The organism is Citrobacter sp. FP75 (genome assembly GCF_018342065.1).
Classification (GTDB): domain Bacteria; phylum Pseudomonadota; class Gammaproteobacteria; order Enterobacterales; family Enterobacteriaceae; genus Citrobacter.
In genome coordinates this window covers 414,509-435,585 of sequence record NZ_JAFDOE010000001.1, presented here as the reverse complement: position 1 = coordinate 435,585, position 21,077 = coordinate 414,509, and the positions used below count along the sequence as shown (strand labels likewise).

The 21,077-nt window shown below is 52.2% G+C and carries 18 protein-coding genes; 8 read left to right on the top strand and 10 right to left on the bottom strand.

Annotated features, from left to right (window positions below):
* Positions 1-108: 108 nt before the first annotated feature.
* From JQ822_RS02005 to cobO, 4 genes are all read left to right on the top strand, one after another.
* Entirely contained in the window at positions 109-1,413 is a 1,305-nt protein-coding gene (locus JQ822_RS02005) for a dicarboxylate/amino acid:cation symporter (RefSeq protein WP_213132066.1), read from the top strand.
* Positions 1,414-1,539: 126 nt separating this feature from the next.
* Entirely contained in the window at positions 1,540-2,541 is a 1,002-nt protein-coding gene (glsA, locus tag JQ822_RS02000) for a glutaminase A (protein WP_213132065.1), read from the top strand.
* A 93-nt stretch (positions 2,542-2,634) separates the two neighbouring features.
* Positions 2,635-4,287: a class I fumarate hydratase gene (locus JQ822_RS01995; RefSeq protein ID WP_213132064.1), complete on the top strand. Its 1,653-nt coding sequence runs from the start codon at positions 2,635-2,637 to the stop codon at positions 4,285-4,287.
* Positions 4,288-4,296: 9 nt separating this feature from the next.
* Complete coding sequence (cobO, locus tag JQ822_RS01990) at positions 4,297-4,899, top strand: cob(I)yrinic acid a,c-diamide adenosyltransferase (protein WP_213132063.1); 603 nt, start codon at positions 4,297-4,299, stop codon at positions 4,897-4,899.
* Between the two features lie 42 nt (positions 4,900-4,941).
* On the opposite strand, the gene JQ822_RS01985 is transcribed toward cobO, so the two are convergent.
* Positions 4,942-5,841: a LysR substrate-binding domain-containing protein gene (locus JQ822_RS01985; RefSeq protein WP_213132062.1), complete on the bottom strand. Its 900-nt coding sequence runs from the start codon at positions 5,839-5,841 to the stop codon at positions 4,942-4,944.
* 405 nt (positions 5,842-6,246) lie between these two features.
* On the opposite strand from JQ822_RS01985, the gene cobA reads away from it, so the two are divergent.
* Entirely contained in the window at positions 6,247-7,035 is a 789-nt protein-coding gene (gene cobA / locus JQ822_RS01980; RefSeq protein WP_213132061.1) for a uroporphyrinogen-III C-methyltransferase, read from the top strand.
* Here the strand turns inward: cobA and JQ822_RS01975 are convergent.
* From JQ822_RS01975 to sdhC, 9 genes are all read right to left on the bottom strand, one after another.
* Complete coding sequence (locus tag JQ822_RS01975) at positions 7,014-7,904, bottom strand: PocR ligand-binding domain-containing protein (RefSeq protein ID WP_213132060.1); 891 nt, start codon at positions 7,902-7,904, stop codon at positions 7,014-7,016. The two genes, cobA and JQ822_RS01975, sit on opposite strands and share 22 nt — an antisense overlap.
* A 225-nt stretch (positions 7,905-8,129) precedes the next feature.
* The gene (gene sucD / locus JQ822_RS01970; RefSeq protein WP_213132059.1) at positions 8,130-8,999 is read right to left on the bottom strand and encodes a succinate--CoA ligase subunit alpha; all 870 of its coding nucleotides are present in this window, start codon (positions 8,997-8,999) and stop codon (positions 8,130-8,132) included.
* Positions 8,999-10,165, bottom strand: a complete 1,167-nt coding sequence (sucC, locus tag JQ822_RS01965; protein WP_135322632.1) for an ADP-forming succinate--CoA ligase subunit beta — start codon at positions 10,163-10,165, stop codon at positions 8,999-9,001. The genes sucD and sucC overlap by 1 nt, the downstream gene beginning before the upstream one ends.
* A gap of 92 nt (positions 10,166-10,257) precedes the next feature.
* Positions 10,258-11,481, bottom strand: coding sequence for a 2-oxoglutarate dehydrogenase complex dihydrolipoyllysine-residue succinyltransferase (gene odhB, locus JQ822_RS01960; protein WP_213132058.1), 1,224 nt, complete (start codon positions 11,479-11,481; stop codon positions 10,258-10,260).
* Between the two features lie 14 nt (positions 11,482-11,495).
* Positions 11,496-14,297 (bottom strand): 2-oxoglutarate dehydrogenase E1 component, encoded by a 2,802-nt coding sequence (gene sucA / locus JQ822_RS01955; protein ID WP_213132057.1) that lies wholly within the window; start codon positions 14,295-14,297, stop codon positions 11,496-11,498.
* 324 nt (positions 14,298-14,621) lie between these two features.
* Positions 14,622-15,338 (bottom strand): succinate dehydrogenase iron-sulfur subunit SdhB, encoded by a 717-nt coding sequence (gene sdhB / locus JQ822_RS01950; RefSeq protein ID WP_135322635.1) that lies wholly within the window; start codon positions 15,336-15,338, stop codon positions 14,622-14,624.
* A gap of 15 nt (positions 15,339-15,353) precedes the next feature.
* Positions 15,354-17,120 carry a succinate dehydrogenase flavoprotein subunit gene (sdhA, locus tag JQ822_RS01945; RefSeq protein ID WP_213132056.1) on the bottom strand — a complete coding sequence of 589 codons (1,767 nt, stop codon included), beginning with the start codon at positions 17,118-17,120 and terminating at the stop codon, positions 15,354-15,356.
* Complete coding sequence (gene sdhD, locus JQ822_RS01940; protein ID WP_198904906.1) at positions 17,120-17,467, bottom strand: succinate dehydrogenase membrane anchor subunit; 348 nt, start codon at positions 17,465-17,467, stop codon at positions 17,120-17,122. The genes sdhA and sdhD overlap by 1 nt, the downstream gene beginning before the upstream one ends.
* A complete protein-coding gene (gene sdhC, locus JQ822_RS01935) occupies positions 17,461-17,865 on the bottom strand; it encodes a succinate dehydrogenase cytochrome b556 subunit (protein WP_213132055.1) in 405 nt (134 codons plus the stop codon). Before sdhC ends, sdhD begins: the two co-directional genes overlap by 7 nt.
* Positions 17,866-18,248: 383 nt before the next feature.
* Here sdhC and JQ822_RS24580 point away from each other — a divergent pair, with 383 nt between their 5' ends.
* The 3 genes from JQ822_RS24580 to JQ822_RS01925 all read left to right on the top strand — a co-directional run bounded on the left by JQ822_RS24580 (position 18,249) and on the right by JQ822_RS01925 (position 21,070).
* Entirely contained in the window at positions 18,249-18,371 is a 123-nt protein-coding gene (locus JQ822_RS24580) for a hypothetical protein (RefSeq protein ID WP_442879133.1), read from the top strand.
* Between the two features lie 189 nt (positions 18,372-18,560).
* Positions 18,561-19,844, top strand: a complete 1,284-nt coding sequence (locus JQ822_RS01930; RefSeq protein ID WP_213132054.1) for a citrate synthase — start codon at positions 18,561-18,563, stop codon at positions 19,842-19,844.
* A gap of 176 nt (positions 19,845-20,020) precedes the next feature.
* Positions 20,021-21,070 (top strand): AbrB family transcriptional regulator, encoded by a 1,050-nt coding sequence (locus JQ822_RS01925; protein WP_213132053.1) that lies wholly within the window; start codon positions 20,021-20,023, stop codon positions 21,068-21,070.
* Positions 21,071-21,077 lie beyond the last annotated feature (7 nt).

Here is a 21,077-nt window from a genome sequence, read left to right as displayed (position 1 = left end):
TTCATGCGGTTGGTCACAACAGGCGCGCGCCTGAGCTGCTGTTCCGGCTCAGGCGCGCGCCACCCTACACAATTTTCATTACCAGCCTTTATCCGATATGGAGTACACATGAAGAAAATTAGTTTAACGAAGATGATCATATTAGGCCTGATACTCGGCATGATTGCCGGTGTGGGCATTAATAATATGGCTGCGGCTGAAACAGCAAAATCTTATGCGGCGGATATTTCCATTTTCACCACCATATTCTTACGTATGGTGAAAATGATTATCGCGCCATTGGTTATCTCCACGCTGGTTGTTGGTATTGCCAAAATGGGTGATGCCAAAACGCTGGGACGTATATTTTCTAAAACCTTTTTCCTGTTTATTTGCGCCTCACTGCTGTCAATCGCATTAGGCCTGGTTATCGTTAATATCTTCCAGCCAGGTGCGGGCATTAACTTTGTTCCGCATGACGTAGGCGCTGTCGCTGCCGTTAAGTCAGAGCCGTTCACGCTGAAAGTATTTATCTCCCACGCGGTACCGACCAGTATCGTTGACGCGATGGCACGTAACGAAATCCTGCAGATCGTGGTGTTCTCAATTTTCCTCGGTTGCAGCCTGGCCGCCATTGGCGAAAAAGCCGAACCGATCGTGAAGGTTCTGGACTCGCTGGTACACGTGATGCTGAAGCTGACGGGTTACGTCATGCTGTTCGCGCCATTGACCGTTTTTGCCGCTATTTCTGGTCTGATTGCCGAACGTGGTCTGGGTGTGATGGTGAGCGCCGGGATCTTCATGGGTGAGTTCTACCTGACACTGGGTATGCTGTGGGCCATCCTGATTGGCCTGTCGACAATGATCGTCGGTCCTTGCATCAGCCGTCTGACCAAATCTATTCTCGAACCTGCGCTGCTGGCCTTTACCACCTCCAGTTCTGAAGCCGCCTTCCCGGGCACGCTGGATAAACTGGAGAAGTTTGGCGTATCTTCCAAAATTGCCAGCTTCGTGCTGCCTATCGGTTACTCGTTTAACCTGGTCGGCTCCATGGCCTACTGCTCCTTCGCCACTGTCTTTATTGCCCAGGCGTGCAACATCGAACTGAGCATGGGCGAGCAAATCACCATGCTGCTGATCCTGATGCTGACCTCCAAAGGGATGGCGGGCGTACCGCGTGCGTCAATGGTGGTTATCGCCGCCACGCTGAACCAGTTCAACATTCCGGAAGCCGGTCTGATCCTGCTGATGGGCGTCGATCCGTTCCTCGATATGGGTCGTTCTGCCACCAACGTCATGAGTAACGCCATGGGCGCTGCCATTGTCGGTCGCTGGGAAGGTGAACACTTCGGCCAGGGTTGTCGTGGCACTGCACCAGTGAAAACCCCAGAGCAGGAACGTCCGGTTACTGAAACGGAAGTGGCTTTGTCCTGATAAAACACGATTTCCGGATGGCGCTTACGCTTATCCGGCCTACAAATCATGCACTAACCTGTAGGCCGGATAAGGTGCTTGCACCGCCATCCGGCAACATAGTTATCAAATCAGCAGGAATGCACAATGAACAAAACACTTCTCGGCGTGAGTCTTTTTTCTTTTAGCGTCTTGTTTAGCGCAACCACGTTCGCGCAAACCACGCCAGATTACGCCAAACTGATTGAACAGGCCCACCAGAAATATAAAAGTAACAATGACGGAAAAGTCGCCGACTACATCCCTGCCCTGGCGACCTATAGCCCGAAAAATTTTGCCATCACCATCGCCACGGTTGACGGTAAAATCTACCAGGTTGGCGATGTCAATAAACCCTTCCCGATGGAATCCCTGAGTAAAGTCTTCACCATGGCGCTAGCCATGGAGCAGCACGGCCCGCAGGTGGTTCTGGAAAAACTCGGTGCTAATGCCACCGGTATGCCATTCAACTCAGGTTTAGCCGTTGAACTGACCAAAGGCGCACCGGAAAACCCGCTGGTTAACGCCGGCGCGATGAGCACCGTTAGCCTGATTGAAGCCAAAGACAAAACCGATCGCTGGAACAAAATTCTCGACAACCTGAACGTCTGGGCAGATGCCACGCTCACCGTTAACGAGCCGGTTTTCAAATCTGAGATGGAAACCAACCAGCACAATCAGGCGCTGGCGAAGCTGATGGAATCCTATAACAGCTTCTATGGCAACACCGACGAAGCCGTTGAAATTTATACCCGTCAGTGCTCAGTCGATATCACCGTTGAGCAACTGGCCAAAATGGGTGCGGTACTCGCCAACAAAGGCAAATCTCCGTTTAACGGCAAGCAGTTGCTGAATGAAAAATATGTTCCGCAGGTGCTGGCAGAAATGGCCATTGCCGGATTGTACGACGGCAGCGGCAAGTGGCTGTACACCGTCGGCATCCCGGCGAAAAGCGGCGTCGGCGGCGGGATGGTTGCCGTTGTTCCGGGTGAATATGCCATAGCCGTCTATTCTCCGCCGCTGGATGAAGCCGGTAACAGCGTTCGCGCTCAGCAAACTATCGAATATGTCGCCGAAGCGACGCAGGCCAATGTCTTTTTAGCAAAATAGCACTATGCCGGATGGCGTTTCGCTTATCCGGCCTACGATTAGCGCATTTATTTACGCCGTCATCCGGCAAAAATGAAGAGGTGAGAAGTAAACATGTCTAAACCATTTGTCTGGCAGGAACTCTTTGTTCAGAGTAAAGATAGTACCGAGTATGAATTACTGAGTAACCAGCACGTAACGGTAACGGAGTTAGACGGAGAGGAAGTGATTAAGGTGGCGCCTGAGGCGTTAACCTTATTAGCACAGCAGGCATTTTATGAGGCTTCATTTTTTCTGCGCGCCGGACATTTGAAACAGATAGCCAGCATTTTGCACGATCCCCAGGCCAGCAGTAACGATAAATATGTCGCGCTCCAGCTGCTGCGCAATGCCGAAGTATCCGCCAAAGGCGTACTGCCCAACTGCCAGGACACCGGCACTGCGACCATTGTCGCCAGTAAAGGGCAGCAGGTGTGGACCGGCAGCGATGACGCCGAAGCATTAAGCAAGGGCGTGTATACCACCTTCACGGAAAACAACCTGCGCTACTCGCAAAACGCCCCGCTGGATATGTACACCGAGGTGAATACTCAGACTAACCTGCCTGCGCAAATTGACATTAGTGCCACCCCGGGTAATGAATACCGCTTCCTGTTCGTCAACAAAGGCGGCGGCTCAGCCAATAAAGCAGCGCTGTTCCAGGAAACCAAATCCATTCTGCAGCCGGGAAAGCTCACCGCCTTCCTGATCGAAAAAATGAAATCGCTGGGTACCGCTGCCTGCCCGCCGTATCACATCGCGTTCGTGGTGGGAGGACTCTCCGCCGATCAATCGCTGAAAGTGGCGAAGCTGGCCTCAACCAAATATTACGATAACCTGCCCACCAGCGGGAACGAACTGGGTCAGGCATTCCGCGATACGGCGCTGGAAGCCGAGCTGCTCAATGCCAGCCGCGAGTTTGGTATTGGCGCACAGTTTGGCGGTAAATACTTTGCGCACGACATTCGCGTGATTCGCCTGCCACGCCACGGAGGCTCCTGCCCTATCGCCATGGCCCTCTCCTGCTCTGCCGACCGCAACATTAAAGCCAAAATTAATAAGCACGGTATCTGGCTGGAAAAACTTGAACACAATCCAGGCAAATTTATTCCCGATTCTCACCGCGTAGAAAACAGCGGTCAGACCGTGCAGCTCAATCTGGACCGTCCGCTGCGAGAGATCATGCACGATCTCTCGCAACTGCCGATAGGCACCCGGCTGTCGCTCAGCGGCCCAATTGTTGTCGCCCGCGATATTGCTCATGCCAAAATCAAAGAGCGTCTGGATAACGGCGAGCCGATGCCAGAATACATGAAAAAACATATCGTTTATTACGCTGGCCCCGCCAAAACACCCGAAAATCAGGCCTGTGGTTCAATGGGTCCGACTACCGGTGGGCGTATGGATGGATACGTCGATGCTTTCCAGGCAGAAGGTGGAAGTCTCGTTATGCTCACCAAGGGTAACCGCAGTCAGCAGGTCACTGATGCCTGTCACAAACACGGTGGATTTAGCCTCGGCAGCATTGGCGGTGCCGCGGCCCTGCTGGCACAGCAACACGTGAAGAGCCTGCATTGCCTTGAATATCCCGAACTGGGAATGGAAGCGGTGTGGATGATGGAAGTTAAAAATATGCCCGCCTTCGTATTAGTGGATGACAAAGGCAATAACTTCTTTAGTCAGTTTGAGCAGCAGCATCGCTGCGCAACCTGCCCTGCCGGGCATTAAGGAGCAACAATGGAAGCGCGAGCCAATAACGACAGGCACCGTCAACGTCAGCAAAAGCTGAAAGAGCAGGTTGATACCCGCGTGGCGGCAGCAACGGAGAAGAAAGGTATTTTGATAGTCTTCACCGGCAACGGTAAAGGAAAATCCACCGCCGCCTTTGGTACGGCAACGCGCGCGGTCGGTCACGGAAAAACCGTTGGCGTCGCGCAGTTTATTAAAGGCCAGTGGGATAATGGCGAGTACAACACGCTACAACCGCTCGGTGTAGAATTCCATATTATGGGTACCGGCTTTACCTGGGAAACCCAGAACAAGGAAGCAGACATCGCGGCAGCGACAGCCGTCTGGCAGGAAAGTAAGCGCATGCTCGCCGATGCGCACTATGACCTGGTGGTGCTGGATGAGCTCACGTATATGTTGGCTTATCACTATCTGGATACACAGGAGGTTATCGGCGCCATCGAGAATCGTCCCGCCGAACAGAGCGTGATCGTCACGGGACGCGGATGTCACGCGCTTTTACTGGAGCTTGCTGATACGGTCAGTGAGATGCGCCCGGTCAAGCACGCGTTTGATAGCGGTATTCAGGCCCAGGTTGGTATCGACTGGTAGGAATAATACTTCGGCCTACAGGACTGTAGGCCGAAGTATCTATCAACCTGACACGACGGACTTACTGAGCAGCCAGTTACGGAATGTCTGCAAATGCGGGGATTCCGCTTTCTCTTCGCGCCATGTCATGATGAAACGGTTCCCGGTACGCATCGGAACATCGCAGGGAATCACCATATCACCGCAATCCAGATCGTGCTGAATGGCAAATCTGGGTAACAATGCGACCCCCAAATTCGAGCGTACCGCTGCGATCAGCATCGAGAGCAAATCAAATCGCGGGCCTTTATTGACCAGCGGGCTGCTGACGTCGGACAGTGCAAACCATTCCTGCCAGCCTTTGATGCGCGTACTTTGGTGTAACAGGGGAAATTCATTCAGCAGATCGTTGACTGCCAGCTTCCGTTCGGCTTCGTTCAGCAGGCTGCTGCTGCATACAGGTAAAATTTCCTCTTCAAACAGGTACTCCACTTCTGACCACGGCGAGTAAAAATCTTCGCGCATGATTGCCGCATCATACTCACGATTGAGGAAATCGCCGATATTCGCCAAAGAATGGATGTTCACGATAATATCAGGGTTAAGTTTATTGAACTCACGCAAGTTAGGGATCAGCCAGTGCGTGCTAAACGTTGGATTCACCGCCAGCTCAATAACCTGTACAGTCGGCTGCCAGGTCATTATCGTCGTCGTATCTCGTTCGAGCTTATTTAACGTTTCTTTAACGATACTTAAATAGTGTTTGCCTGCGGCATTTAAAAAAATACGCTTTTTGGCATGATTAAATAGCGCGGTATTTAGGAAGTCCTCCAGCGCATTCACCTGGCGGAAAACAGCACTTTGTGTCAAAGCAAGTTCTTCTGCTGCCCGGGTATAACTTTCGTGACGCGCAACTACTTCAAAAGTTACCAGCAACTCCGTCTTCGGTATTTTTCCTCTCATAACCTCTTCCATATGCAGCGTACAAAAATAGTTTAATTTATAAAAAATAATTCAAGCTACCCAGATAAGCACCGAGAGTTATATTTTATTTTGTCCATTGATGTCATTGATCCAATCCATGATTTACTCATACTGATGGCGGATAAATATTAACCAATAATACTCAAGCACAACAATAAACACAATTTAAATAAGGTTAAATCCGAGCAAATAGTGCCAATAAGTTCTTAATAATTTTTCAAGTTATCTTGTTTATTGCAGAAAAAACTTTGCGAGATTAATCAATATTATCCATGCCATAATTTTGGATAATTTCACGTTATAACCTACGGGCAAACGACTGCTTTAAATCATTCCTTGATGTAGTTTCTGCCTTTTTTTGTTAGACGTGATAAAGGATACAGTGTGAAAACTTTCGGAAAGGTCTGGCTCGTTGGCGCTGGTCCCGGTGATATATCGTTACTCACCCTCAAAGCGATGATGTGCATTAAGCAGGCTGATGTCATTATTTACGACAGGCTGGTCAACCCTAAAATTTTGGAATGGGCCGCTCCTGGCTGCCAGCTTATCAATGTCGGCAAAAATCCAGGCTTCCATTGTGTACCGCAGGATGAAATCAACGCGCTGCTCGTCCAGTATGCCCAAACCCATCACCACATCGTTCGTTTAAAAGGCGGCGATCCTTACGTGTTTGGCCGCGGCGCTGAAGAAGTTGAGGATCTCGTTGAAATCGGCATTCCTTTCGAAGTCGTGCCCGGCATCAGCTCCACCATTGGCGGCCTGACCTGCGCGGGTATTCCGGTCACGCATCGTGACTACGCCTCCGGATTTCACGTGGTGACAGGTCATACGCGGGAAGGAAATCAGCAGCAGGACTGGCGCCAGCTGGCCAAACTCCAGGGTACTCTGGTTATCGTGATGGGGATCGCCAATCTGGCGTTTATCTGCGAGGAGTTGCTAATGGGGGGGAAATCAGCAGATACCCCCGCCGCCATTATCATGTCTGCCACGCGGGAGAATCAGCGTCGCCTGACCTGTACGCTGGGTTCATTATTGAACAAAGCACAGGAGGCGAACATCGTACCGCCTGCGCTTATCGTTATTGGTGATGTCGTGACGCTGAGCGACAGATTGTCTTTTATTCCAGAAGCCCTCTCGCTGCCACAAAGCCTCTACTGCGAAAGCCTCGCGTGACGAAAAGACTGGGGTGACGTTTGATGCGCTGCCCGGAAGACACGGCAAAAGTAGCTGGTTTGCGCGTAGTGAAGTTTCCGGGCAATGCTGTCTATTGAATGCACAGGATCATGCAATAATTCGCCCGCTTTTTGCATTTTCTTCTGATTCACCCACGTTTTAAAATTCACACCCTGACGTTTCTTAAAGAAACGACTGAAATAATTAGCGCTGAGAAAAACATGAGCCGCCACGGATTCCAGAGATAACTCACCATATAGATTTTCATCAATATAGCGTAGCGCTTCCATAAGTTTTTTCTCGTGACGGGAAAGTTCAGTAGAATATGACTTCGAGTTATTTACTTCAGAGAAATTAACTACTTCAGTAGCACTCGCGGGTTCAAAATTATCAACAATAAAATTAAGCAGGTTCGCAGACGCAGTCAGCATATTATTATCCACGACAACAATCTGGTCCCACTCTCTTTTTATTTTAGAATCATTCATCCATTGCGGTTGCTCATTAACCACGATCGTTTTGTATTCCTGATATTTTGCCCGCACCTGGCCACAGATAATAAAACCGTAAAGGTTTCCTTCATGAATGAGTGGCATTGAGAAGAGGCTTAATCCTGCATAACAGCAGAGTATTCTGGGTTTAACCTGTTTTAACCCTTCAAAAGCGCAATATTTATCACATTTTTGACAATTCGCACGATACTGTTCATTCTTACGCATTAATGTGCAGAATGAATTAAAATTATGGCAGTCAGATATAACCTTGCCCGTAACATCAATCACTACCGTCGCTAACCCTGTCGCACGGGAAAAAACATCGGCGATGGAGAAAAAACTCTGTAAGTAGTCATTCTGAATTTTCAGCGACACGCCATCCTCCGGCAAAGTTGATATTTAAGCCGGTAATATGCAGAATTTACCCTAAAGAAAGAATGATGCTTACCGCAAAAAATAATCTCATTTGTGAAGATGATTGTGATTAATTTTCAAGATATAGGTAGCAAAAAATAAAAAAGGCCATCGTCAGATGGCCAACCATGTCGAAACAAGACCAGCCCTTGACCATGCAAATAGTCAGGGCTGTTTTTTTATTTCTTACTTAATCACGGCCTTCAGCGCTTCGCCGATATCGGCCAGGCTGCGCACGGTTTTCACGCCAGCCGCTTCAAGAGCCGCGAATTTCTCATCCGCCGTCCCTTTACCGCCAGAGATAATCGCGCCCGCGTGACCCATACGTTTGCCTTTCGGCGCGGTCACACCGGCGATGTAGCCGACGACCGGTTTGGTCACGTGATCTTTAATGTAGGCTGCCGCTTCTTCTTCCGCGCTACCGCCGATCTCACCGATCATCACAATCGCTTCGGTCTGCGGATCTTCCTGGAACAGCTTCAGGATGTCGATGAAGTTAGAACCCGGGATCGGGTCACCGCCGATGCCTACACAGGTAGACTGACCAAAACCGTAGTCGGTGGTCTGCTTAACGGCTTCATAGGTCAGCGTACCGGAACGGGATACGATACCCACTTTACCCGGTTTATGAATGTGACCCGGCATGATGCCGATTTTACACTCTCCCGGAGTAATAACGCCCGGGCAGTTCGGGCCAATCATACGTACGCCAGCTTCATCGAGGGCCACTTTCACGGTCAGCATATCCAGCGTCGGAATACCTTCGGTGATGGTGATGATAAGCTTAATGCCCGCGTTAACAGCTTCCAGAATGGAATCTTTGCAAAACGGTGCCGGTACGTAGATAACTGACGCCGTCGCGCCGGTCGCTTCAACGGCTTCACGCACGGTGTTGAACACCGGCAGGCCCAGATGAGTCGTGCCGCCTTTGCCCGGCGTTACGCCGCCAACCATTTGCGTACCATAAGCGATAGCTTGTTCAGAGTGGAATGTCCCCTGGCTGCCGGTGAAACCCTGGCAAATGACCTTGGTATTTTTATTAATTAAAACAGACATTATTTCCCCTCCACTGCGGCAACAACCTGCTGAGCTGCATCCGTCAGACTTTTCGCTGCAATAATATTCAGGCCGCTGTCAGCCAGTTTTTTCGCGCCGAGTTCGGCGTTGTTACCTTCCAGACGTACAACAACCGGGACGTTAACGCCCACTTCCGCTACCGCGCCGATGATACCGTCTGCGATCAGGTCGCAGCGTACAATACCGCCGAAGATGTTAACCAGAACGGCTTTAACATTGTCGTCAGAGAGGATGATCTTGAACGCTTCAGTAACGCGCTCTTTGGTTGCGCCGCCGCCAACGTCAAGGAAGTTAGCCGGTTCGCCACCGTGCAGCTTAACAATGTCCATGGTGCCCATTGCCAGGCCCGCGCCGTTAACCATACAGCCGATGTTGCCGTCCAGTGCGACGTAGTTCAGTTCCCACTGTGCCGCCTGCGCTTCACGCGGATCTTCCTGAGACTGGTCGCGCATTTCGCGCAGATCCGGCTGGCGGAACAGTGCGTTACCGTCAGCGCCCAGTTTGCCGTCGAGGCAGATCAGGTCGCCCTGCTTGGTGACAACCAGCGGGTTAATTTCAATCAGCGCCAGGTCGCGCTCAAGGAAAATAGCCGCCAGCCCCATGAAGATCTTGGTGAACTGCTGAACCTGTTTACCTTCCAGACCCAGTTTGAACGCCAGATCGCGGCCCTGATACGGCATTGGGCCGGTCAGCGGATCAAGCGCTACTTTGTGGATCAGGTGCGGGGTTTCTTCCGCCACTTTTTCGATTTCCACGCCGCCTTCAGTCGAGGCCATAAAGACCACGCGACGGGAGCTACGGTCAACCACGGCCCCGAGGTAAAGTTCTTTACCAATGTCGGTCGCAGCTTCAACCAGAATCTGATTTACCGGTTGGCCATTGGCGTCAGTCTGGTAAGTAACCAGACGTTTACCCAGCCAGTGTTCAGCAAAAGCGCGAATGTCTTCTTTGCTGTTAACGACCTTCACACCGCCCGCTTTACCACGGCCACCAGCGTGAACCTGACATTTTACTACCCATGGACCTGCGCCAATTTTAGAGGCAGCTTCTTCGGCTTCACGCGGAGTAGTACAGGCATAACCCACCGGTGCCGGTAAGCCATAGCGGGCAAAAAGTTGTTTTGCCTGATATTCATGTAAGTTCATGTGTTCTGTCCATCCTTCAGGTAATCGTTATCTTATAACCCGTAGGCCTGATAAGGCCTACAGACCTACGGGGCAGGTGATACTCTTTATATTTACACGTCCAACAGCAGACGCGTTGGATCTTCCAGCAACTCTTTAATGGTCACCAGGAAGCCTACTGACTCACGACCATCGATCAGACGGTGGTCATAAGACAGCGCCAGATACATCATCGGCAGGATTTCAACCTTACCGTCTACCGCCATCGGTCTGTCTTTAATGGCATGCATACCCAGGATGGCGCTCTGCGGCGGGTTGATGATCGGCGTAGACATCAGGGAACCGAACACACCACCGTTGGTGATGGTGAAGTTACCGCCCGTCAGGTCTTCTACCGTCAACTTGCCGTCGCGACCTTTAACTGCCAGTTCTTTAATGCTCTTCTCAATGTCAGCCATACCCAGCAGATCGACATCACGCAGAACCGGGGTCACCAGGCCGCGCGGCGTAGAGACTGCCATGCTGACATCAAAGTAGTTGTGGTACACCACGTCGTCGCCATCGATAGAGGCGTTGACTTCCGGGTAGCGTTTCAGCGCTTCAACCACCGCTTTCACGTAGAAAGACATAAAACCCAGACGGATGCCGTGACGTTTTTCAAACGCATCACCGTACTGCTTACGCAGATCCATAATCGGCTTCATGTTGACTTCGTTGAAGGTCGTCAGCATCGCGGTAGAGTTTTTCGCTTCCAGCAGACGTTCAGCCACGCGCTTACGCAGACGGGTCATCGGAACACGTTTCTCACCACGTGCACCCAGCGCAGGCTGAGCTGCAGGTGCAGCTACCGGCGCTTTGGCCTCAGCTTTTGCTGCCGGCGCTTTCGCCAGATGTTTTTCAACATCTTCGCGGGTGATACGCCCGCCGACGCCGGTACCGTTAATGGCGCTGGCTTCGAGGTTATGCTCACCCAGCAGGCGACGAATAGCCGGGCTCAGGGCATCGTTGTTCTGCTCAGTCAGAGACGCCTGCTGGCGCTGTGCCGGAGTAGAATCTTTTTCTTCAGACTTGGCGCTGGTCTCTTTACCGGCGCTGTTGCCTTCACGCAGGCGACCCAGGATCTGGCGAGAAGTGACGGTTGTCCCTTCATCTTCCAGAACCGCATCAAGAATGCCGTCCGCTGATGCCGGTACTTCCAGTACCACTTTGTCAGTTTCGATTTCTACCAGTACTTCATCACGACGTACTGCATCGCCCGGTTTTTTGTGCCAGGTTGCAACCGTTGCATCCGCGACGGATTCAGGCAGGTCGGGAACAAGAATATCTACGCTACTCATTATTTATCCTTTATTTAATCGACGTTCAGCGCGTCATTAACCAGATCTTGCTGCTGCTTCTGGTGAACGGACATATATCCTACTGCCGGCGAGGCAGAGGCCGGGCGACCTGCGTAACGCAGAGCAGACCCAAATGGAATCACTTCACGGAAATGATGCTGGCTGCAATACCATGCGCCCTGGTTGAGCGGTTCTTCCTGGCACCAGACAAAATCATGTACGTGAGCGTACTGTTTCAACACGTCCTGCATCGCTTTGTGCGGGAACGGATAAAGCTGTTCGATGCGCACAATGGCAACATCTTTCTGACCATTCTTGCGGCGCTGCTCCAGCAGGTCGTAATAAACCTTACCAGAACACATCACAACGCGCTTCACGCCTTTCGGATCCAGGTCATCCACTTCACCAATGGCTGGCAGGAACGCACCATTAGCCAGTTCGTCCAGCGTAGACACCGCCAGCGGATGACGCAGCAGTGACTTCGGTGACATCACCACCAGCGGACGGCGCATACCGCGCAGCGCCTGACGACGCAGCATGTGGTAAACCTGTGCCGGGGTAGACGGAACACAAACCTGCATGTTCTGCTCAGCGCAAAGTTGCAGGTAACGTTCCAGACGCGCGGAGGAGTGCTCCGGCCCCTGACCTTCATAGCCGTGTGGCAGCAGCATCACCAGACCACACATGCGGCCCCATTTCTGCTCGCCAGAGGAGATGAACTGGTCGATAACCACCTGCGCACCGTTGGCGAAATCGCCAAACTGCGCTTCCCAGATGGTTAGCGTGCGCGGTTCAGCCGTGGCATAACCGTATTCAAATGCCAGCACCGCTTCTTCAGACAGAACGGAGTCCCACACGCGGAACGCGCCCTGACCATTATGGATATGCTGCAGCGGCGTGTAGGTTGAACCGTTCGCCTGGTTATGAATCACCGCGTGGCGGTGGAAGAAGGTTCCGCGACCGGAGTCTTCACCGGATAAACGCACCGGAATACCTTCGTCTACCAGCGTGGCGTAAGCCAGATTCTCTGCACCACCCCAGTCGAACAACTTCTCGCCTGCGGCCATTGCCTGACGGTCACCGTAAATCTTGGCGACGCGCGACTGCATTTCAACCGCTTCAGGTACGGTACTGATGCGTTTTGCCAGCTCCTGCAAACGCTTCATTTCAACCTTGCTTGGGTAGTTTTCGTCCCACTCGTGGTTGAGGTACGGTGACCAGGTAAAAGAGTGCATATTCATTGGACGCCACTCTTTCACCACGCATTCACCCGCATCTAACGCGTCGCGATACAGGTTGACCATTTCGGTCGCGTCTTCCAGCGTGACGACTTTATCGGCTTCCAGTTTGTCAGCGTAGATTTTGCGCGGCGTCGGGTGCTTTTTGATTTTCTGATACATCAACGGCTGGGTTGCGCTCGGCTCGTCGGCTTCGTTGTGGCCGTGGCGGCGGTAGCACACCAGATCGATGAACACATCGCGTTTAAAGGTATTACGGAAATCCAGCGCCAGACGGGTCACGAAAGCGACCGCTTCCGGGTCATCCGCGTTAACGTGGAAAATCGGCGCCATCACCATCTTACCGATGTCGGTGCAGTACGGTGTGGAACGCGCATCCAGCGGGTTAGAGGTGGTGAAACCGACCTGGTTGTTGATAACGATGCGAACGGTACCGCCCACTTCGTAACCCCGCGCTTTCGACATGTTCAGGGTTTCCTGAACCACGCCCTGCCCGGTCACCGCCGCGTCACCGTGAATGGTGATCGGCAGAACTTTATTGCTGCTCGGTTCGTCCAGTCTGTCCAGACGCGCGCGCACGGAACCAATAACCACCGGGCTAACGATTTCCAGATGCGACGGGTTAAACGCCAGCGCCAGGTGAACCAGACCGCCTTCGGTTTCGATATCCGATGAGAAGCCCATGTGGTACTTCACGTCACCAGTACCGAGGTGTTCTTTATGTTTGCCCGCGAATTCGTCAAACAGTTCCTGTGGGCGTTTACCCAGCACGTTCACCAGCACGTTCAGACGACCACGGTGCGCCATGCCCAGAACCACTTCGCGCGTACCGCTGTTACCGGCATGGCGAATCATCTCTTTGAGCATCGGAATTAACGCATCACCGCCTTCCAGCGAGAAGCGTTTCGCCCCCGGGAACTTCGCGCCCAGGTAGCGTTCCAGACCTTCCGCTGCGGTCAGTTCGTTGAGGAAGCGTTTTTTCTCTTCGCCGCTGAACGCCGCACGACCAGACTCGATACGCTGCTGCAGCCAGCGTTTCTCTTCGGTGCTGGTAATGTGCATGTACTCAGCGCCAATCGGACCGCAGTAGGTTTGTTTCAGTGCTTCCAGTAACTCACCCAGCTTCATCGTGTCTTTGCCACCGGCAAAAGAACCGACGTTAAAGCTTTCCTGGAGATCGGCCTCGGTCAGATCGTGGAAAGACGGGTCCAGATCGGCCACGTTTTCTTGCTGCCACAGCCCCAGCGGATCGAGATTCGCATGCTGATGACCGCGGAAACGATAGGCGTTAATGAGCTGCAGGACTTTAACCTGCTTCACATTGGCATCAGGGTCGGAAATAGAAGAAGAGTAACGCGGGGTAACCAACGCCTGTCGACGGAAATAATCACGTGTTTTCGAGTGGAGTTGATCCGGTTTGACTCCGGTACCAGGTAACTGCTGGAACGTCGAACGCCAGTTAGCATCTACCGAGTCAGGGTCGGTTAAGAAGTCTTCATAGAGCTGTTCTATCCAACTCTGGTTCGAACCAGAGAGGTAAGAAGAGTCCAACCAGGCTTTCAAAGCGCTGTTCTGCATCGTGATCCCTTAAGCATCTTTTTGCTTACTTAATACTCTAAATAGTTCACGTTTCAGGAAGGCGGCAAGCTTGCAAATCCCCGGGAGCTTACATCCAGTAAGTGACCGGGGTGAGCAAGTGCAGCCAACGCACATGCAACGTGAAATATGACGAGTATTTTCGCCGTGGATACTACCACGCACACCAATGTGCGTGCCGGGGTTCACTTGCGAGCTCTTTTCATTTGGCCCGCGAAGGAACCTTTAAAAACTGTCTAACGGTCAGAGGGCAGTTTTTAGAGGTTGCCTGCACTGCCGGGGAATCGCTTCCCCGGCAACAACTACTTACGCACTACGTTTGAGCAGCATCGACTTAATATGGCCGATGGCGCGCGTCGGGTTTAGCCCCTTAGGACATACGCTGACGCAGTTCATGATGCTGTGACAGCGGAATACGCTGAAAGCGTCACTTAACCCATCCAGGCGGCTGTCGGTTTCGGTATCGCGGCTGTCAATTAGGAAGCGATACGCGGCCAGCAGACCTGCCGGGCCAATAAACTTGTCCGGATTCCACCAGAATGACGGGCAGGACGTTGAGCAGCATGCACATAAAATACATTCATACAGCCCATCGAGCTTCTCACGCTGCTCCGGCATTTGTAAATGTTCACGAGCCGGTGGATTTTTCCCATTATTCAACAAGTAAGGCTTAATCTTCTCATACTGTGCGTAGAATTGCCCCATGTCTACCACCAAATCACGCACCACCGGTAAACCAGGAAGCGGGCGGATGACAATTTTCTTGCCCGGCTGATTCAGCGCAGAAATAGGCGTAATACAGGCCAGACCATTTTTGCCGTTCATGTTCAAACCGTCTGAGCCGCAGACCCCTTCACGGCAAGAACGACGGAACGACAACGATGGATCTTTTTCTTTCAGCTGCATCAGTGCATCCAGCAGCATCATGTCGCGACCTTCTTCCGCTTCCAGGGTGTAATCCTGCATATGCGGAGCATCGTCTACGTCCGGGTTATAACGATAAACTGAAAACTCGAGTTTCATTGTCCTGTCTCCGCATTAATAAGTACGAATCTTCGGCGGGAATGCCGGGCGCAGTTTCGGTTCCATGTTGACCTGACGTCGCGTCATGGATTCCGATTCTGGCAGGTACAGGGAATGGCACAGCCAGTTTTCATCATCGCGTTCCGGGAAGTCGAAGCGGCTATGCGCGCCACGGCTTTCGGTACGGAAGTTCGCAGACACCGCCGTGGCGTATGCTGTTTCCATCAGGTTATCCAGCTCCAGGCACTCAACGCGCTGGGTGTTGAACTCGCTGGAGGTATCATCCAGACGGGCGTTTTTCAGACGCTCACGAATCGCCTTCAGCTCTTCCAGCCCCTTCGCCATCGCGTCACCTTCGCGGAACACCGAGAAGTTATGCTGCATACATTCCTGCAGCGCTTTACGGATGACGACCGGATCTTCGCCGTCGCGGTTACCGTTCCAGCGGTTAAGACGCGCCAGAGAAGCATCGATTTCTTCTTCAGTCGCATCCTTCAGGTCGCCTTGCTCCGCGATAGACTCCTGCAGATGCAGACCCACCGCACGACCAAACACCACCAGGTCCAGCAGCGAGTTGCCGCCCAGACGGTTGGCACCGTGAACCGATACGCAGGCGATTTCGCCCACCGCAAACAGCCCTGGAATAACCACGTCTTCGCCCTGCTCGTTCACGGTCAGTGCCTGGCCGCTCACTTTGGTCGGCACACCGCCCATCATGTAGTGGCAGGTTGGGATAACCGGGATCGGCTCTTTCACCGGATCAACGTGGGCGAAGGTACGGGACAGCTCAAGGATGCCCGGCAGGCGAGATTCGAGAACCTCTTTACCCAGATGGTCGAGCTTCAGCTTGGCGTGTGGGCCCCATGGACCGTCACAGCCGCGACCTTCTCGGATTTCGATCATGATGGAACGCGCCACCACATCACGACCCGCCAGGTCTTTCGCATTCGGGGCATAACGCTCCATAAAGCGCTCGCCGTGTTTGTTCAGCAGGTAACCGCCTTCACCACGGCAGCCTTCTGTAACCAGAACCCCTGCACCGGCAATACCGGTCGGGTGGAACTGCCACATCTCCATATCCTGCACCGGCACGCCAGCGCGGATAGCCATACCTACGCCGTCGCCGGTGTTGATATGTGCGTTGGTAGTGGACTGATAAATACGGCCTGCACCGCCGGTCGCCAGCACGGTAGCGCGGGCTTTGAAGTAAACTACTTCACCGGTTTCGATACACAGTGCGGTACAACCGACTACTGCGCCATCGGCGTTTTTCACCAGATCCAGCGCGTACCACTCAGAGAAAATGGTGGTGTGGTTTTTCAGGTTCTGCTGATACAAGGTGTGCAACAGCGCATGACCGGTACGGTCAGCCGCCGCTGCGGTACGTGCCGCCTGCTCGCCGCCGAAGTTTTTCGACTGGCCGCCAAACGGACGTTGGTAGATGGTGCCATCGTCGAGACGCGAGAATGGCAGGCCCATGTGGTCCAGCTCCAGAATCGCTTCCGGGCCAGTTTTACACATATATTCAATCGCGTCCTGGTCACCAATGTAGTCCGACCCTTTAACGGTGTCGTACATGTGCCATTCCCAGTTATCTTCATGGGTATTACCGAGCGCGACGGTGATGCCACCCTGCGCGGAGACGGTATGGGAACGGGTTGGGAACACTTTGGAGAGCAGCGCACAGGTCTGGCCGCTCTGGGAAATTTGCAGCGCCGCGCGCATACCTGCACCGCCGGCACCAATCACAACAGCATCAAATTCTCTGACTGGCAGTTTCATTACACACCCCACACCACAACGAATCCATAAATGACGTAAACCACCAGTGCAACGACGATAGCCAGTTGCAGAATCAGGCGCACGGCCAGTGGTTTAACGTAGTCGGTCAACACCTGCCACATGCCAATCCAGGCATGAATCAAGATAGAAAACAGTGCCAGCAGGGTGAAGACTTTGGTGAATGCCGATGAGAAGAAACCGGTCCAGATTTCCCAGGTCAGATCGCCACTGGTGGCGAAGAAGCCGACCATATAGATGATGTATAACGTCAGAACGATAGCGGTAGCACGGACCAGAATGAAGTCATGTACGCCGTTGCGTCCTAATGCGGAGGCGTTGCTTACCATACGAGGACTCCTGCGAGAAGTGAAAGCACGACAATGATAACAAAAGAAATTTTGGCAGAACGCGTCCCTGCTTCGAGGGTTTCTTCGATGTAGCCAAAATCCATCAACAGATGGCGAATGCCCATGACGGCGTGATAGGCCAGCGCGACCAGAATTCCCCACAGAATGAACTCCACAAAGAAGTTATTCATAATGGAAGATGCCGCGAGGAAACCTTCAGGGGAGGAAAGGCTGGTACCCAATAACCACAACAGTATCCCGACCGCCACGAAGGTGATCACTCCAGATACGCGATGGAGAATGGACGCTATCGCCGTGATTGGGAACCGAATCGTTTGCAGATCCAGATTGACAGGTCTTTGTTTTTTCACATTTCTTATCATGAATAACGCCCACATGCTGTTCTTATTATTCCCTTTGGACTTCGGGTACAGAAGATGAAGACTCCTGTTGCCTGAAAGACGACGGGGTTTCCTTCCTCCGGTCTGCGTGCGGGTCAGACAGCGTCCTTACTATAACTACGCGTCATATAAAACACTGCTTCCAGTTGCTAAAACGACACGTTACAACGCTGGTTGGCTCGGGATTGCAGGGTATTCCGGAGACCTGGCGGCAGTATAGGACGTTCACAAAATCATTACAATTAACCTACATATAGTTTGTCGGGTTTTATCCCGAACAGTGACATAGGTCACGATAACAACATTATTTTAATTTTTAATCATCTGATTTGACAATCATTAAACAAACTTGTTACAAACGACACCAGAAAAAGCATATAATGCGTAAAAGTTATGGGGTCACTCTTTCACCGATGAGTAAGTTATGTAACAGTGTGAAAAGGTTGACCAATAAATTCAGTACAGTTATTAGTGTAGACAGGTTTAATAATTCGGATTGCTAAGTTGTTGATTTGTTGCTAATTCACCATGAGTTAACTGATTTACCTGCAAGCGCCCATTGCTCTGTACCCTGGTTTTCTCCTCTTTCGCAGAGCGACGAGCCGAATAACAAACTGGTAACGGTTAATTGATGAGTTGAAGCAGATCTCACCTGAGTAGTCTTAAGCAATAAGGCGCTAAGGAGACCGTAAATGGCTGATACTAAAGCAAAGCTCACTCTAAACGGTGATACTGCTATTGAACTGGATGTGCTGAAAGGTACGCTCGGTCAGGACGTTATTGATATTCGTAGCCTTGGCTCAAAAGGCATGTTTACTTTTGACCCAGGTTTCACCTCTACCGCATCCTGCGAATCCAAAATTACGTTCATCGACGGTGACGAAGGTATTTTGCTACATCGCGGCTTCCCGATTGACCAGTTGGCAACCGAATCCAACTATCTTGAAGTGTGTTATATCCTGCTGTACGGCGAAAAACCCACGCAGAAAGAGTACGACGAGTTTAAAACCACAGTCACTCGCCATACAATGATCCACGAGCAGATCACACGTCTGTTTCACGGTTTCCGCCGCGACTCCCACCCGATGGCCGTGATGTGCGGTGTCACCGGTGCGCTGGCAGCGTTCTATCACGACTCGCTGGATGTCAATAACTCACGTCACCGCGAAATCGCCGCCTTCCGTCTGCTGTCCAAAATGCCGACCATGGCTGCGATGTGCTACAAATATTCCATCGGTCAGCCGTTTGTTTACCCGCGTAACGATCTTTCTTATGCCGGTAACTTCCTGAACATGATGTTCTCTACGCCGTGCGAAAAGTATGAAGTGAATCCGATCCTGGAACGCGCAATGGACAGGATCCTGATCCTGCACGCCGACCACGAACAGAACGCCTCAACCTCGACCGTACGTACCGCGGGCTCTTCTGGCGCAAACCCGTTTGCCTGTATCGCGGCCGGTATCGCTTCCCTGTGGGGACCAGCACATGGCGGCGCAAACGAAGCTGCGCTGAAAATGCTGGAAGAAATCAGCTCGGTTAAACATATTCCGGAATTTGTTCGCCGCGCGAAAGACAAGAATGATTCTTTCCGCCTGATGGGCTTTGGTCACCGTGTTTACAAAAACTATGACCCGCGCGCCACCGTGATGCGTGAAACCTGCCACGAAGTGCTGAAAGAACTGGGTTCTAAAGATGATCTGCTGGAAGTGGCGATGGAGCTTGAGCACATCGCGTTGAACGACCCGTACTTCATTGAGAAGAAACTGTACCCGAACGTCGACTTCTATTCCGGCATCATTCTGAAAGCGATGGGCATTCCGTCTTCCATGTTTACCGTCATCTTCGCCATGGCGCGTACCGTTGGCTGGATTGCACACTGGAACGAAATGCACACCGACGGCATGAAAATCGCGCGTCCGCGTCAGCTGTACACCGGCTACGACAAACGCGATTATAAGTCTGATATTAAGCGTTAATAACTGTCTGCCGGATAGTGCCAGCGCCTGTCCGGCCTAAAGCCATTACTCTTCCTGGCCGGATAAGGCGTTAATGCTCGTATCCGGCCCGTTTTTCTTGATCCATATTATTTTATTCTCGTCGCGCTTTCTCTATGATTTACTGAGATTTCCCTCATTTCACTCAGGAGCATGGGATGCCCGTTTTGCAGTGGAGCCTGTTATTTCTGCTATCGCTCCTGCTTTCCCTGCTCTTGCTGTTTGTCCATCTCCCAGGCCCCTTACTGCTCGGGTCAATGATCGTCGGCATTATTTTCAGTTTGCGCGGCATCTCGCTGCATCCTCCCCGCTGTACGTTTCTTGCCGCACAGGCCATTCTCGGTTGCATGATTGCGCAAAACCTCACGGGCTCCATTTTTACTACGCTGGCAGCACACTGGCCGATGGTCATCGTCATCCTGTTGGCGACTCTCATCAGCAGCGCAGTGATAGGCTGGCTGCTGGTTCGCTACAGTAATCTACCGGGAAATACCGGCGCATGGGGCTCATCACCTGGCGGTGCCGCGGCAATGGTTGCGATGGCGCAGGATTATGGTGCCGACATTCGTCTGGTGGCGTTTATGCAGTATCTGCGCGTACTGTTGGTGGTCGGCGCGGCGGCGCTGGTGACCCGGCTGGTAATGGGCGACCAGGCCCAAACGGTCAGCGAACAAATCGTCTGGTTTCCGCCACTGAGCAGTCACCTGTTCAGCACCATTTTACTGGCTGCCGTTGCTGGGACTGCCGGGCGATTACTGCGCATTCCCTCGGGCGTGATGCTGCTGCCGATGGTGGCAGGCGCATTGCTGAACGCGGGCGGTGTGATGGTGATTGAACTGCCGGAATGGCTGCTGGCGATAGCGTATATGGCCATCGGATGGCAAATCGGTCTGGGTTTTGACAAACAGATATTTTTAATAGCGCTGCGTCCGTTGCCGCAGATCCTGCTGTCGATTTTTTCACTGATGGCTATCTGCGCCGCCATGGCATGGGGACTGGCGCATTATATGCAGATCGATTTTCTCACTGCCTACCTGGCAACCAGTCCTGGAGGGGTAGATTCTGTTGCGGTGATTGCCGCAGGAAGTCACGCCGATATGGCGCTGATCATGGCGATGCAAACCCTGCGGCTATTCAGTATTTTATTGACGGGTCCGGCGGTTGCGCGGTTTATTTCGGCGCACGCGCAAAAACAATTCCCATCGTAAACCGGGA

Coding starts and splice junctions, on each gene's coding strand:
- JQ822_RS02005 (WP_213132066.1), top strand. CDS start 109: ATGAAGAAAATTAGTTTAACGAAGATGATCATATTAGGCCTGATACTC.
- glsA (WP_213132065.1), top strand. CDS start 1,540: ATGAACAAAACACTTCTCGGCGTGAGTCTTTTTTCTTTTAGCGTCTTG.
- JQ822_RS01995 (WP_213132064.1), top strand. CDS start 2,635: ATGTCTAAACCATTTGTCTGGCAGGAACTCTTTGTTCAGAGTAAAGAT.
- cobO (WP_213132063.1), top strand. CDS start 4,297: ATGGAAGCGCGAGCCAATAACGACAGGCACCGTCAACGTCAGCAAAAG.
- JQ822_RS01985 (WP_213132062.1), bottom strand. CDS start 5,841: ATGAGAGGAAAAATACCGAAGACGGAGTTGCTGGTAACTTTTGAAGTA.
- sucD (WP_213132059.1), bottom strand. CDS start 8,999: ATGTCTGTTTTAATTAATAAAAATACCAAGGTCATTTGCCAGGGTTTC.
- sucC (WP_135322632.1), bottom strand. CDS start 10,165: ATGAACTTACATGAATATCAGGCAAAACAACTTTTTGCCCGCTATGGC.
- odhB (WP_213132058.1), bottom strand. CDS start 11,481: ATGAGTAGCGTAGATATTCTTGTTCCCGACCTGCCTGAATCCGTCGCG.
- sucA (WP_213132057.1), bottom strand. CDS start 14,297: ATGCAGAACAGCGCTTTGAAAGCCTGGTTGGACTCTTCTTACCTCTCT.
- sdhB (WP_135322635.1), bottom strand. CDS start 15,338: ATGAAACTCGAGTTTTCAGTTTATCGTTATAACCCGGACGTAGACGAT.
- sdhA (WP_213132056.1), bottom strand. CDS start 17,120: ATGAAACTGCCAGTCAGAGAATTTGATGCTGTTGTGATTGGTGCCGGC.
- sdhD (WP_198904906.1), bottom strand. CDS start 17,467: ATGGTAAGCAACGCCTCCGCATTAGGACGCAACGGCGTACATGACTTC.
- sdhC (WP_213132055.1), bottom strand. CDS start 17,865: ATGTGGGCGTTATTCATGATAAGAAATGTGAAAAAACAAAGACCTGTC.
- JQ822_RS24580 (WP_442879133.1), top strand. CDS start 18,249: ATGCGTAAAAGTTATGGGGTCACTCTTTCACCGATGAGTAAGTTATGT.
- JQ822_RS01930 (WP_213132054.1), top strand. CDS start 18,561: ATGGCTGATACTAAAGCAAAGCTCACTCTAAACGGTGATACTGCTATT.
- JQ822_RS01925 (WP_213132053.1), top strand. CDS start 20,021: ATGCCCGTTTTGCAGTGGAGCCTGTTATTTCTGCTATCGCTCCTGCTT.